The sequence below is a fragment of the Pseudocitrobacter sp. RIT415 genome, assembly GCF_003057695.2.
Lineage (GTDB): Bacteria > Pseudomonadota > Gammaproteobacteria > Enterobacterales > Enterobacteriaceae > Pseudocitrobacter > Pseudocitrobacter faecalis.
Genome location: NZ_QBJC02000003.1, coordinates 28,225 through 42,334 on the forward strand (window position 1 = coordinate 28,225; position 14,110 = coordinate 42,334).

Here is a 14,110-nt window from a genome sequence, read left to right on the forward strand (position 1 = left end):
CTGCCGGGCACAAGGAGAGAAGCGTGAGGCGATTGCCGGGGATATTACTGCTCACCGTGGCAACATTGATTGTCATTGCTGCGTTGTTGGTGAGCGGCTTGCGCCTTGTGCTGCCGCATCTGAATGAGTGGCGCCCGCAAATCCTCGCAAAAATCTCTTCGGCGGTGGGGCAACCGGTGGAAGCCTCGAAAATTCAGGCCAGCTGGGAAAATTTCGGCCCCACGCTTGATGTGCGCGATATTAAAGCTGGTCTGGATAACGAGGGCGGCGAGATGTCGATTAAACGCGTCTCGCTGGCACTCGATGTATGGCAAAGCCTGCTGCATATGCGCTGGCAATTTCGCGATCTCACCTTCTGGCAGCTCAACATACATACCAATACACCGCTGCAAAGCAATGACAGCAGCGACAGTATGGAAGGCGATCGCATCGGCGACCTCTTCCTGCGCCAGTTTGATCAGTTCACCCTGCGCGACAGCCACCTGAGCTTCCTGACTCTTTCCGGTCAGCGAGCCGAACTGGCGATCCCGCAGCTCACCTGGCTCAACGGTAAAAACCGTCACCGTGCGGAAGGCGAGCTAAGCCTGACCAGCCTTACCGGGCAGCACGGGGTGATGAAAGTGCGTATGGATCTGCGGGATGAAAATGGCCTGCTGAATAAAGGCAAGCTGTGGCTTCAGGCGGATGATATCGACGTCAAACCCTGGCTTGGTAAATGGATGCAGGACAACATTGCGCTCACCAGTGCGCGCTTTAGTCTGGAAGCCTGGGCTTCGCTCGATAAGGGCGAAATCTCGAGCGGTGATGTCTGGCTGAAAAAGGGCGGCGCGACGTGGAAGGGTGATAAAGACGATCATCAGCTCTCCGTAGATAACCTGACGGCGCACCTCTCACGTGAAAAAGCGGGATGGGAATTCCGCATCCCTGATACGCGTATCACCATGGATGGCACACCGTGGCCGCGCGGTGCGCTGGCGCTGGCGTGGATCCCGGCGCAGGAAGTGGGCGGAAATAACAGCGTACGCAGCGATGAACTTCGCATTCGCGCCAGCCATCTTTCTCTTGCCGGGCTCAATGGTCTGCTACCGATAGCCGACAAGCTCTCCCCAACGCTTGGCGAAATCTGGCGTACCACGCAGCCGAACGGTACGATTGAGTCGTTGGGGCTCGATATTCCGCTCAAGGCGACGGAGCAAACCCGTTTTCAGGCCGCGTGGAACGATCTGGCGTGGAAGCAGTGGAAGCTACTGCCCGGTGCGGAAAACGTCTCTGGCGAGTTGTCCGGCAGCGTTGCAAACGGCGCATTGAAAGTGAATATGCAGCAGGCGACGATGCCATATGAGACGGTGTTCCGCGCGCCGCTGGAAATTGCCAAAGGCACCGCCACGCTCAACTGGCTGAAGAACGACAAAGGCTTCATGCTCGATGGGCGTAATATTGATGTTGAGGCTAAAGCCGTCCGCGCCGTAGGTGGTTTCCGTTACCTGCAGCCAAAGGATGACCAGCCCTGGCTGGGCATTCTGGCGGGTATCAGCACCGATGATGGCGGCCAGGCCTGGCGCTATTTCCCGGAAAATCTGATGGGTAAAGAGCTGGTCGATTACCTGAGCGGGGCGATTAAAGGCGGCCAGGCTGATAACGCCACGCTGGTGTATGGCGGCAATCCGCATCTCTTCCCGTACAAGCATAACGAAGGGCAGTTTGAAGTTTCGGTGCCGCTGCGTAACGCCACCTTCGCCTTCCAGCCCGATTGGCCCGCGCTGACCGACCTCGACATTCATCTCGACTTCCTCAACGATGGCCTGTGGATGAAAGCGGACAAAGTGGCGCTGGGCGGTGTGACCGCCACCAATCTTAACGCCATGATCCCGGATTACGCCAAAGAGAAGCTGCTGATTGATGCGGATATCAACGGACCAGGAAAAGCGGTTGGGCCATATTTCAATGACACACCGCTCAAAGAATCGTTAGGCGCGACGCTGGATGAACTCCAGCTTGATGGGGATGTGAGTGCTCGCTTACAACTTGATATCCCGCTCAACGGCGATCTGGTTCATGCGACCGGCGATGTGGCGCTCAATAATAACAGTCTGTTTATCAAACCGCTCGACAGTACGCTGCACAACCTGAACGGCAAATTCAGCTTCTCTAACGGCGATTTGCAGAGCCAGCCGATGACCGCGACCTGGTTTAATCAGCCGCTGAAGGTTGATTTCAACACGCGTGAAGGTGAGAAATCGTACCAGGTTGGCGTCAACATGGACGCCAACTGGCAACCGACGCGCACGGGCGTGCTGCCGAAAGCTATCAATGACGAAATCAGTGGCAGCGTGCCGTGGCAGGGGAAAGTTGCTATCGAGCTGCCGTATCGCGGCAGTCCAACGTACAAAGTCGGCGTCACCGCCGACCTGAAGAATGTGAGCAGTCACTTACCTGCACCGGTAGACAAAGCCGCCGGTGAGCCGCTCCCGGTGAAAATTGACGTTGATGGCAACCTGAAACGTTTCGATTTAACCGGCAAAGTGGGAAGTAATCATCATCTCAATAGCCGTTGGTTGCTCAACCAAAAACTGACGCTGGATCGCGCGATTTGGGCAAGCGACAGCCGCACTATCCCGCCGCTGCCGCAGCAGCCGGGCGTTGAGCTTAATCTCCCGCCGATGGATGGCGCGCAGTGGCTGGCCCTGTTCCAGCAGGGCGCGGCCAGTGATGCCAGCTCTGCCGCCGTCTTCCCGAAACAGGTCACCCTGCGCACGCCGTCGCTGACCTTAGGTGGGCAGCAGTGGAATAACCTGAGCATCGTTTCACAGCCGTCGGCACAGGGCACCAAAGTTGATGCGCAGGGACGTGAAGTGAATGCCACGCTGACCATGCACGACAATGCGCCGTGGCAGGCGGCGATTCGCTATCTCTATTACAACCCATCCTCGACGCCGCTGACGCAGGCCTCGGCCGCTTCAACAGGCCCGCTTAGCCGTAATCGCATCGATTTCAGTGGCTGGCCAGATCTTCAGCTTCGTTGTGCAGAGTGCTGGCTGTGGGGGCAGAAATATGGCCGTATCGACGGTGATTTCGCGATTAAAGGCGACACGCTGACCCTGCGTAATGGGCTGGTGGATACCGGTTTCGCACGACTGACCAGCGACGGCGAGTGGGTGAATGGCCTGAACGGGCAGCGTACATCGTTGAAAGGTAAACTGCGCGGCAAGAAAATAGATGATGCGGTGGCGTTTTTCGGTATTGCTACGCCAATTCGTGACTCCTCAGTCGACCTGGATTACGACTTACACTGGCGCGCCAGCCCGTGGCAGCCAGATGTTGCGTCGCTGAACGGTATTCTGAAAACGCGTATTGGCAAAGGGCAGTTTACTGATTTGAGCACCGGTCACGCGGGCCAGTTGTTGCGCCTGCTGAGCGTCGATGCGCTACTGCGCAAACTGCGCTTTGATTTCAGCGATACCTTCACGGAAGGCTTCTATTTTGATTCCATCCGCAGTACTGCCTGGATTAAAGACGGCGTGCTGAACACGGATGATACGCTGGTTGATGGCCTGGAAGCGGACATTGCCATGAAAGGTTCCGTTGATCTGGTGCGTCGTCAGCTGGCGATGGAGGCCATTGTTGCGCCTGAGATTTCTGCAACCGTCGGTGTGGCGGCGGCGTTCGCCATTAACCCGATTGTCGGCGCCGCTGTCTTCGCGGCCAGTAAAGTTCTGGGGCCGCTGTGGAGCAAGGTGTCGATTCTGCGTTATCGCATCACCGGGCCAATTGATTCACCGCAAATCAATGAAGTTCTGCGCCAGGCGCGCAGTGATACGAAGCAATGATTTGACGCAGTCGCACAATTGCCTCACTCTTTTAACATGGGCATCTTAGCGGTAACTAACGAGTAGCGAATAATGAGTCTAAACCTGGTAAGTGAACAATTGCTGGCAGCGAACGGCCTGAATCATCAGCGCCTGTTTGACATTCTTGGTCAACTCGCCGAGCGCCGTCTCGATTATGGCGATCTTTATTTCCAGTCGAGCTATCACGAATCCTGGGTTTTAGAAGACAGCATCATCAAAGATGGTTCTTACAATATTGACCAGGGCGTTGGTGTGCGCGCGATTAGCGGTGAAAAAACCGGCTTTGCCTACGCCGACCAGATTAGTCTGCTGGCGCTGGAACAGAGCGCGCAGGCGGCGCGGACGATTGTACGTGATGCGGGTGATGGCAAGGTGCACACGCTGGGCGCGGTAGACCACGCTCCGCTCTATACGTCGCTCGATCCACTGCAAAGCATGAGCCGTGAAGAAAAACTCGACATTCTGCGTCGCGTGGATAAAGTCGCGCGTGCGGCAGATAAGCGTGTGCAGGAGGTTTCCGCCAGCCTGACGGGGGTGTATGAACTGATCCTGGTGGCGGCAACGGATGGCACGCTGGCGGCGGATGTTCGCCCGCTGGTGCGTCTGTCGGTCAGCGTGCAGGTGGACGATAACGGCAAACGCGAGCGCGGTGCCAGCGGCGGTGGCGGCCGTTTTGGTTATGATTACTTCCTGGCGGATCTCGACGGTGAAGTGCGCGCGGATGCGTGGGCAAAAGAAGCGGTGCGTATGGCGCTGGTGAATCTCTCGGCGGTCGCGGCACCTGCCGGCACCTTGCCAGTGGTACTGGGTGCTGGCTGGCCGGGCGTACTGCTGCACGAAGCGGTCGGCCATGGTCTGGAAGGCGACTTTAACCGTCGCGGCACCTCCGTTTTCAGCGGTCATATGGGCGAGCTGGTGGCTTCCGAACTGTGTACGGTTGTTGATGATGGCACCATGCAGGATCGCCGTGGTTCCGTGGCTATCGATGATGAAGGGACGCCGGGTCAGTACAATGTGTTGATCGAAAATGGCATTCTGAAAGGCTACATGCAGGACAAACTCAACGCGCGTCTGATGGGCGTTGCGCCGACCGGTAACGGTCGCCGTGAATCCTATGCGCATCTGCCGATGCCGCGTATGACCAATACCTACATGCTGGCCGGGAAATCGACGCCGCAGGAGATTATCGAATCCGTTGAGTACGGCATCTACGCGCCGAACTTTGGCGGCGGCCAGGTGGATATCACCTCCGGGAAATTCGTCTTCTCGACCTCGGAAGCGTATCTGATTGAAAACGGTAAAGTCACCAAACCGGTGAAAGGTGCAACCCTGATTGGTTCCGGAATCGAAACCATGCAGCAGATTTCCATGGTTGGTAACGACCTCAAGCTCGATAACGGCGTGGGCGTTTGCGGAAAAGAAGGGCAGAGCCTGCCGGTTGGCGTCGGTCAACCGACGCTGAAGGTCGATAACCTGACAGTGGGTGGCACCGCGTAATTTTGCCTTGCCGGATGGCGGCTTTGCCTTATAAGGCCTACCGATCGAGTAGGCCTGATAAGCGTAGCGCCATCAGGCAAAATGTTTCACCGCTCCCCCACTTCATCTTTACCCCGCATCCCCTGGTATAACCGGGCGACCTCGACAAAATAATCGGTCAGGTAATTAATACATACCTGCACTTTTAGCGGCAGCTTATCTTTTTCGGTATAAAGTGCGTAAACCGGACGCGGATCGGACTGGTAGCGCGGCAGTAAAATTTCCACTTCGCCGCGGTTAATCTCTTCTATTACCCACATCAACGGCACGTACGCGATACCTGCCCCCACAGAGAGCCAGCGGCTCAGCGTCATCGGATCGTTCGTCACAAATCGTCCCTCTGGAATCAGGCGGGTGGTCAGCCCTTCCGGGGCGATCAGCTCAAATTCATTATCCGGGCGCACACTGTATTCCAGCCATGAATGGTTGGCGAGGTCGGCCGGTTTCTCGGGAATGCCTGCGTGCTGTAGATAACTTTTGGCCGCGCAGATAACCATTGGCATCGAGCCTAACCGGCGCGAGAAGAGGCTGGAATCCTGTAACGCACCGACGCGGATCACCACATCAAGGCCATCGGCAATCAGATCCGGTGCCGGAATACCCGTAACCAGATTAACGGTCAGCCCGGTGTACTCCTTTAACATCTCCGCAGTGATCCGCGCGAGGACATTTTGTGCCATAGTTGAAGAACATCCGATCCGCAGCGTGCCGATTGGCGTATTGTTAAACGCGTAGAGCTGTTCATGGACATCTTGTGCTTCAAACAGCATTCGTCGACAGCCCTGGTAATATATTTTGCCGGCTTCTGTGAGGCCTATACTACGCGTGCTGCGGTTTAACAGCTTAACTTGTAACTCATCTTCCAGCTTTGATACAGTCTGGCTGATGGAAGAGACGCTCATCTGAAGCTGTTTGGCGGCGGCGGTGAACGAGCCTTGCTCGACCACTTTCGCAAACACGGACATTCGTTTTAGTCGTTCCATTATTCACTCTGGCTTAAAAGTGATTTAGATCACACAATATAGATAACGGCATAACAGTTACGTTAATATACTGTTAGCTGAATAATTAAAGCGCACTCTCACCTGCACGCTAGTCTAAACCAAGGTCAACATGAGTCTGTTTCCTGTCATTGTGATTTTCGGCCTGTCATTCCCGCCGATCTTCTTTGAGTTGCTATTGTCGCTCGCCATCTTCTGGGGGGTGAGGCGACTGCTTATTCCAACCGGTATCTATGACTTTGTCTGGCACCCTGCGCTGTTCAATACGGCATTGTATTGCTGTCTTTTTTATCTGATATCACGTTTGTTCGTTTGAGGTAGATGTGAAAACGCTAATAAGAAAAATCTCCCGTACAGCCATCACACTGATACTGGTTATTCTGGCTTTTATCGCCATTTTCCGCGCCTGGGTGTACTACACCGAGTCGCCGTGGACGCGTGACGCGCGTTTCAGCGCCGACGTGGTCGCCATCGCGCCCGATGTCTCCGGGTTGATTACGCAGGTAAATGTCAAGGATAACCAACTGGTTAATAAAGACCAGGTATTGTTCACGATTGACCAGCCACGTTATCAGAAAGCGCTGGAAGAAGCTGAAGCAGATGTGTCGTATTACAAAGCACTCGCTAGCGAGAAGCGCCGCGAAGCCGGACGTCGTAACCAGTTAGGCATTCAGGCGATGTCGCGTGAGGAGATCGACCAGGCCAACAACGTCCTGCAAACCGTTGAGCATCAGTTAGCCAAGGCACAGGCGACACGCGACCTTGCGCGCCTCGACCTTGACCGCACCGTTATTCGCGCACCGGCGGCGGGCTGGGTAACTAACCTCAACGTCTTCAACGGCGAATTTATTACCCGTGGCTCCACGGCGGTCGCACTGGTGAAAAAGAATTCGTTCTACGTGCTGGCCTACCTGGAAGAAACCAAGCTGGAAGGCGTGCGTAAAGGCTATCGTGCGGAAGTCACCCCGCTTGGCAGCAACCGTATTATCAAAGGCACCGTCGATAGTATCGCGGCGGGCGTAACCAACGCCAGCAGCAGCAATGACGCGAAAGGCATGGCGACCATTGATTCCAACCTTGAATGGGTGCGTCTGGCGCAGCGTGTGCCGGTACGCATTCATCTTGATGAGCAGCAGGATAACATCTGGCCTGCCGGGACAACCGCAACGGTGGTGATTACCGGTGAAAAAGACCGGGACGCGCAGAACATGACCTTCTTCCAGAAACTGGCGCTGCGTCTGCGTGAGTTCGGTTAATCGTTATGGGTATTTTTAGCATTGCCAATCAGCACATTCGCTTTGCCATTAAACTGGCATGCGCGATTGTGCTGGCGCTGTTTGTCGGTTTCCACTTTGAGCTGGAAACGCCGCGCTGGGCGGTTCTGACGGCGGCGATCGTCGCGGCAGGGCCAGCATTTGCCGCCGGTGGCGAGCCCTATTCCGGCGCTATCCGCTACCGCGGGATGCTGCGTATTATCGGAACCTTTATCGGCTGTATCGCGGCGTTAACCATCATTATCGTGATGATCCGCGCGCCGCTCCTGATGATTCTGGTGTGCTGCATCTGGGCCGGTTTTTGTACCTGGCTCTCCTCGCTGGTACGCGTCGAAAACTCCTACGCGTGGGGACTGGCGGGCTATACAGCGCTGATTATTGTTATCACTATTCAGACCGAACCACTCCTCACGCCGCAATTTGCGGTCGAGCGCTGTAGTGAGATCGTCATTGGTATCGTCTGCGCGATCATGGCCGATCTGCTTTTCTCGCCGCGATCGATCAAAAAAGAGATCGACCTTGAACTGGATAACCTACTTATCGATCAATATCGCCTGATGCAGTTGTGTATTAAGCACGGCGACAGTGAAGAAGTTGACCGCGCCTGGAGCGGGCTGGTGCGCCGCACGGCGGCTTTGGGGGGGATGCGCAGCAACCTGAGCATGGAATCTTCCCGCTGGTCTCGTGCGAATCGCCGTTTAAAGGCGCTGAACACGGTTTCCCTGACCATGATTACCCAGGCTTGCGAAACCTACATTATTCAGAACACGCGCCCGGAAACGGTTACTGATGACTATCGCGAGCTCTTCGCCGAGCCGGTGGAGACCGTACAGGATGTACATCGTCAGTTAAAACGCATGCGTCGTGTGATGGCCTGGACAGGTGAACACGGTACGCCGGTAACGATTTATGGTTGGGTAGGCACGGCGACGCGCTACCTGCTGCTAAAGCGCGGCGTAATTGGCAATACCAAAATCAGCGCCCGCGAAGAAGAAATTCTTCAGGACGAAGTGGTGGTGAAAGCCGAGTCAGCCGAACGCCATCATGCGATGGTTAACTTCTGGCGTACGACGGTCTCCTGCGTGCTGGGCACGCTCTTCTGGCTGTGGACAGGCTGGACATCCGGCAGCGGGGCGATGGTGATGATTGCGGTGGTCACCTCGCTGGCGATGCGTTTACCAAACCCTCGCATGGTCGCTGTCGACTTCCTTTACGGCACGCTGCTGGCGCTGCCGCTGGGAACGCTCTTCTTCCTGGTGATCATTCCCTCCACGCAGCAAAGCATGTTATTACTCTGTATCAGTCTTGCGGTGCTGGCGTTCTTTATTGGTATCGAGGTGCAGAAACGGCGGCTGGGGTCGCTGGGTGCGCTGGCGAGTACCATTAACATTATCGTGCTCGATAACCCGATGACGTTTGAGTTCAGTAAGTTTCTCGACAGCGCCCTTGGCCAGTTGGTGGGCTGTTTCCTGGCGCTGATGGTGATTATGCTGATTCGCGATAATTCGCGTGAACGCACGGGCCGCGTGCTGCTGAACCAGTTTGTGTCGGCTGCGGTTTCTGCAATGACGACTAACTCTGCGCGTCGTAAAGAGAACCATCTGCCGGCGCTCTATCAGCAACTCTTCCTGTTGCTGAATAAATTCCCTGACGATATCGCTAAATTCCGCCTGGCGTTGTCGCTGATTATTGCGCACCAGCGTCTGCGTGATGCGCCAGTGCCAGTGAATCAGGATCTCTCTGAGTTTCACCGCCAGCTCAGACGCACGGCGGACAGCGTGATCTCCGCAGGCAGCGATGATAAGCGTCGCCGCTATTTTCTGCGTTTATTGGAAGAGTTAGATATTTATCAGGAAAAACTACGTATCTGGGATGCCTCGCCGCAGGTCACCGAACCGGTTGGGCGTCTGGTGGCGATGCTGCATAAGTATCAGAGCGCACTGACGAACAGCTAACAATCCCCAATCACATTTATCTTCCAGTCAAAGCCGACGCCCTCAGCGTCGGTTTTTTTATCGCTATACTTAGAGGCGGATAACAGCGGCGGGAAAATGGAGGGCGGGTGATGGAAATCTATTCTTTTGATTTTGATGAAATAGAGAATCAGGGTGATTTTTACCGGGAGTTCACACGCCTCTTCACACTCAAGAGCGGGCTGGTTCACGATCTCGATTCATTGTGGGATGTGGTGACCGGCAGCCAGCTCCCGCTGCCCCTGGAGATAGAGTTCCTGCATCTCGATGAGAAGCAGAAGCGGCGCTACGGTGCGCTGATACTGCTATTTGATGAAGCTGAGGAAGAGCTGGAAGGGATGCTGCGCTTTAACCTTTCGCGGACATAAAAAAGCCCCCGCGTAATGGCGGGGGCAAGTCGTCGGACAAGACGACGAGGGTTTATTTGTACAGTTCTGCTGTGGCGTGCCAGGTATTACCGGAACGCGCTTCAATAATGCGGTAGCCGCTTGCACCTTCTTTCGCCGCTTTTGCTGATAATGCGCTATTCATATCCATCGGAGAACTCCCGACCTGGGATACGGAAACGGTGCCCATAGATTGCAGGCTCTGTGCTTGCTCTGCACTAATTTGCTCAGCTGCGCTGGCACCAAAAGAGAGAACAGAAGCCAGACCCAAAGAAGCGATGATCATTGCGTTTTTCATAATTTTTACTCCACCATGTGCGACAGCGGTGAGAGGAGAAAACATGGCTTCCTGGACCGCTGTAGAAAATATTTTTACCTAAATCTTACTCACTCACTAAATCGAACTTATTTGTACAGTTCAGCCGTTGCGTGCCAGTGGTCACCGGTACGTGCTTCGATGATGCGGTAAGAAGAGGCACCCTGTTCTTCCGCTTTCTTGTTCAGCATCTCATGCATATCCATCGGAGAAGAACCGACTGCACCGACGGAAATCGTGCCGATAGCCTGGCGATTTTGCGCTTGATCGCTGTTGATAGAGTCAGCGGCGAAGGCGCCAAAAGAGATAACGGAAAGGATGCTCAGAGCGGCTACAGTTGTTTTGATTTTCATGATCTACACCTCGTCGAATTATTTAAAGGGTCTTTTTTTTGTGACCCTCATCACGAAATTAAGTATACACTAATCACATCTAAAATTAATACCAGACTAATGGTTTCAAGCGTAAATCTGTTCTAAAGGATTTATTTTTTATGACTAAATGAAATAAAAAATGGTGTAATAGTGCTATTTCCTTAGATGTATTCTAAGAAAATCATATGGATAGCGTGATTTGATTTTTCGTGCGATTTTGCATGGATGCATTCACTGGAACTATGTGTTTAATCGATTTTTAGCACTTAATGCAAAATAGGGATTGGCAGAACATCGGGGAAACGAAGCGGCAGAAAAGAATTATCCTCTGGTCAGCGACCAGAGGAAAGGGGGATTACAGCTCTTGCTCGAACAGAACCAGAATGGCTTCGTACAGGTCTTTAACCGTAAAGCCACGGGCTGGAGTGGTAAAGATGGTATCGTCACCGGCGATGCTGCCGAGGATCCCTTCCGCTTTACCCAGAGAGTCAAGCAGGCGGGCAATCAACTGTGCGGCACCAGGGCTTGTATGGATAACGACAACCGCATCGTTATAGTCGATATCCAGCACCAGATTTTTCAGCGGGCTGGACGTTGTCGGTACGCCGAGTTCAGCTGGCAGGCAGTAAACCATCTCCATCTTGGCGTTGCGGGTACGAACCGCGCCAAACTTGGTTAGCATGCGGGAGACTTTGGATTGATTAATATTCTCGAATCCTTCCTCCTGCAGCGCCTGGACGATCTCTCCCTGAGAGCTAAACTTTTCTTCCTTTAACAGCGCTTTAAACGCTTTCACTAATTCTTCTTGTTTGGTCGAACTTCGCATAAGTCACCCGTATATGGTGATGAAATTAACATTATTATGCACATAAATGAATTTTTATGCAAATAATCTGCAAAAAAGGCGGATAATAATCGCGAGAAGGGGCGGATCTTAGCAAAATTTACTATTAATAAACATGCCTATATCACGCCCTGCAAATAAGGTTAAAAGTAAATTAAATGTTATGAAAATGATGTTGTTTTAACCAGATCACTGGTTATAGTTTAAGGGATAGTTGATGTGGATTTGGTTACGTGAAAAAGGCCTTTCCCGGTAAACGAATGAGCAATTTTGTAGCAAGGCTGCTAAATACCCCTCATTCTGTAAGCAATTAGATTGTAATTATTTACACCGTGAATTAAGGTCGCCGCAACGGAGTATAACAGGCAGTGCCCTGCGTCGGTTTTGCGGTACATGACAGGTCACCCTGAATGACATTAACCATAATAAGGAGTTTCGGATGAAAGTTGCAGTCCTTGGTGCCGCCGGCGGTATCGGTCAGGCACTTGCCCTACTACTTAAGACCCAACTACCTTCAGGCTCAGAACTCACTCTCTATGATATCGCCCCTGTTACGCCAGGCGTGGCAGTCGATCTCAGTCATATCCCGACCGATGTGAAGATCACAGGCTTCTCAGGTGAAGATGCTTCTCCGGCGCTGGAAGGTGCGGATGTGGTACTGATCTCTGCGGGCGTCGCGCGCAAACCGGGTATGGATCGCTCCGATCTGTTTAACGTCAATGCCGGGATCGTGAAGAACCTGGTGCAGCAGGTGGCGAAAACCGCACCAAAAGCTTGCATTGGTATCATTACTAACCCGGTCAACACGACCGTTGCCATTGCGGCAGAAGTGCTGAAAAAAGCGGGCGTTTACGATAAGAACAAACTGTTCGGCGTGACCACGCTGGATATCATCCGCTCAAATACGTTTGTGGCGGAGCTGAAAGGTAAAAAAGCGACGGAAGTGGAAGTGCCGGTGATTGGCGGCCACTCTGGTGTGACCATTCTGCCGTTGCTGTCGCAAATCCCTGGCGTTTCCTTTAGCGATCAGGAAGTGGCCGACCTTACCAAACGTATCCAGAATGCGGGTACGGAAGTGGTCGAAGCCAAAGCCGGTGGCGGCTCTGCAACTCTGTCGATGGGGCAGGCGGCTGCGCGTTTAGGTCTTTCTCTGGTTCGTGCCCTGCAGGGCGAGAAAGGCATCGTTGAATGCGCCTATGTTGAAGGCGATGGTCAGTACGCGCGTTTCTTCTCCCAGCCGCTGCTGCTGGGCAAAAACGGTGTGGAAGAGCGTCAGTCCATTGGCAAGCTGAGCGCGTTTGAACAACAGGCGCTGGAAGGTATGCTGGATACGCTGAGAAAAGACATTACGCTTGGCGAAGAGTTTGTGAATAAGTGATGTAAAGCATGAAAAAAAGGGCCGCGAGGCCCTTTTTTGTGTCTGTCAGTTCGACGCCGGATACTCCTGAATCATTACCTTCAGCGTGAGTTTTTTATCGTCGCGCATCACTTCAACCGGGATTTCCGAACCAGGGCGGATTTCAGCCACCTGATCCATGGTTTCCAGCGCGGAGAGTGCCGGTTTGCCGTTCACCGACGTGATTACGTCATTTACCTGAATGCCGGCTTGCGCGGCCGGGCCGCCTGCGGTGACTTCGTTTACCACGATCCCCTGGATCTGATCCATACCGCCGCCCTGTGCATGCAGCGGGGCGATCTCACGTCCGCCGATCCCAATATAACCACGGATCACGCGGCCATCGCGGATCAGTTTATCCATGATTTTAGTTGCCAGCTGGAACGGGATGGCGAAGCTTAAGCCTTCCGGCGTTTCGCCATCGTTACTCTTATCGAACGAGAGGGTATTGATACCCATCAGTTCGCCCAGCGAGTTAATCAGCGCGCCACCGGAGTTACCGTGGTTAATAGAGGCATCTGTTTGCAGGAAATTCTGTCGTCCGGTCGGGTTCAGGCCGATACGCCCGGTGGCGCTGATGATGCCCTGCGTAATGGTCTGCCCCAGGTTGTAAGGGTTACCTATCGCCAGCACCACATCGCCAATGTGCGGCACACGCTTCGGGTTGATGGGGATAACCGGCAGGCCCCCGGTGGCGTTAATTTTCAGCACCGCGAGGTCGGTAAGCGTATCGGAGCCAACCAGTAGCGCTTCGAATACACGGCCATCCTGCAACGCGACGATGATTTGATCGGCATCGTTGATGACATGCTTGTTGGTCACGATGTACCCGCGCTCATCCATAATTACCCCGGAGCCGAGTGTGCGGATCTCCAGTTGATTCTGCCCGGTGCTGTTCAGACCACGGTTATAGACGTTAACGACCGCAGGCGCGGCACGGCGCACGGCCTGATTGTAGCTCGCCGGAGATTCATCCGAGCTGGTGAGGGTGGTGGTTGCGGTTGTCCACTTGCGTAACGAGGGCATTGCGGCCAGCAAAATGCCACCGACAATAAATCCAATTGCGACAGAACGTAAAAGCTTTGCAAGCATGATCAGGTATCGTTGATGAATAAACGTTCGCAGCATACCACGACTTCGCTGGACATCACACGCTGCGCGA

General features: G+C 53.9%; 12 protein-coding genes. 7 read left to right on the forward strand and 5 right to left on the reverse strand.

All coding sequences use genetic code 11. From position 1 onward, the window contains the following. The first annotated feature begins 23 nt into the window (after positions 1-23). A complete protein-coding gene (gene yhdP / locus DBY68_RS04210) occupies positions 24-3,827 on the forward strand; it encodes an AsmA2 domain-containing protein YhdP (RefSeq protein ID WP_108474927.1) in 3,804 nt (1,267 codons plus the stop codon). Between the two features lie 72 nt (positions 3,828-3,899). After that, positions 3,900-5,345, forward strand: coding sequence for a metalloprotease TldD (gene tldD, locus DBY68_RS04215; protein ID WP_108474928.1), 1,446 nt, complete (start codon positions 3,900-3,902; stop codon positions 5,343-5,345). Positions 5,346-5,431: 86 nt separating this feature from the next. Here tldD and aaeR read toward each other — a convergent pair whose 3' ends face one another. Then, positions 5,432-6,367, reverse strand: a complete 936-nt coding sequence (gene aaeR / locus DBY68_RS04220) for an HTH-type transcriptional activator AaeR (protein WP_108474929.1) — start codon at positions 6,365-6,367, stop codon at positions 5,432-5,434. Between the two features lie 130 nt (positions 6,368-6,497). On the opposite strand from aaeR, the gene aaeX reads away from it, so the two are divergent. The 4 genes from aaeX to DBY68_RS04240 all read left to right on the forward strand — a co-directional run bounded on the left by aaeX (position 6,498) and on the right by DBY68_RS04240 (position 10,000). After that, on the forward strand, positions 6,498-6,701 hold the full coding sequence (aaeX, locus tag DBY68_RS04225) for a p-hydroxybenzoic acid efflux pump operon protein AaeX (RefSeq protein ID WP_015962790.1): 204 nt from the start codon (positions 6,498-6,500) through the stop codon (positions 6,699-6,701). A 7-nt stretch (positions 6,702-6,708) separates the two neighbouring features. Continuing rightward, a complete protein-coding gene (gene aaeA, locus DBY68_RS04230) occupies positions 6,709-7,641 on the forward strand; it encodes a p-hydroxybenzoic acid efflux pump subunit AaeA (protein WP_108474930.1) in 933 nt (310 codons plus the stop codon). Between the two features lie 5 nt (positions 7,642-7,646). Continuing rightward, entirely contained in the window at positions 7,647-9,614 is a 1,968-nt protein-coding gene (aaeB, locus tag DBY68_RS04235; RefSeq protein ID WP_108474931.1) for a p-hydroxybenzoic acid efflux pump subunit AaeB, read from the forward strand. Between the two features lie 110 nt (positions 9,615-9,724). Beyond that, a complete protein-coding gene (locus DBY68_RS04240; RefSeq protein WP_108474932.1) occupies positions 9,725-10,000 on the forward strand; it encodes a barstar family protein in 276 nt (91 codons plus the stop codon). 52 nt (positions 10,001-10,052) lie between these two features. Here the strand turns inward: DBY68_RS04240 and yhcN (DBY68_RS04245) are convergent, their stop codons facing one another. The 3 genes from yhcN (DBY68_RS04245) to argR form a co-directional block, all read right to left on the reverse strand. Beyond that, on the reverse strand, positions 10,053-10,316 hold the full coding sequence (gene yhcN, locus DBY68_RS04245) for a peroxide/acid stress response protein YhcN (protein WP_015962794.1): 264 nt from the start codon (positions 10,314-10,316) through the stop codon (positions 10,053-10,055). Between the two features lie 107 nt (positions 10,317-10,423). Then, positions 10,424-10,687 carry a peroxide/acid stress response protein YhcN gene (gene yhcN / locus DBY68_RS04250; RefSeq protein ID WP_108474933.1) on the reverse strand — a complete coding sequence of 88 codons (264 nt, stop codon included), beginning with the start codon at positions 10,685-10,687 and terminating at the stop codon, positions 10,424-10,426. 376 nt (positions 10,688-11,063) lie between these two features. Then, entirely contained in the window at positions 11,064-11,534 is a 471-nt protein-coding gene (argR, locus tag DBY68_RS04255) for a transcriptional regulator ArgR (protein WP_015962796.1), read from the reverse strand. 457 nt (positions 11,535-11,991) lie between these two features. Between argR and mdh the strand changes: the two genes are divergently transcribed. Beyond that, on the forward strand, positions 11,992-12,930 hold the full coding sequence (gene mdh, locus DBY68_RS04260; protein WP_108474934.1) for a malate dehydrogenase: 939 nt from the start codon (positions 11,992-11,994) through the stop codon (positions 12,928-12,930). A gap of 45 nt (positions 12,931-12,975) precedes the next feature. On the opposite strand, the gene degS is transcribed toward mdh, so the two are convergent. Continuing rightward, the gene (degS, locus tag DBY68_RS04265) at positions 12,976-14,040 is read right to left on the reverse strand and encodes an outer membrane-stress sensor serine endopeptidase DegS (protein WP_108475142.1); all 1,065 of its coding nucleotides are present in this window, start codon (positions 14,038-14,040) and stop codon (positions 12,976-12,978) included. Between the last annotated feature and the right edge of the window lie 70 nt (positions 14,041-14,110).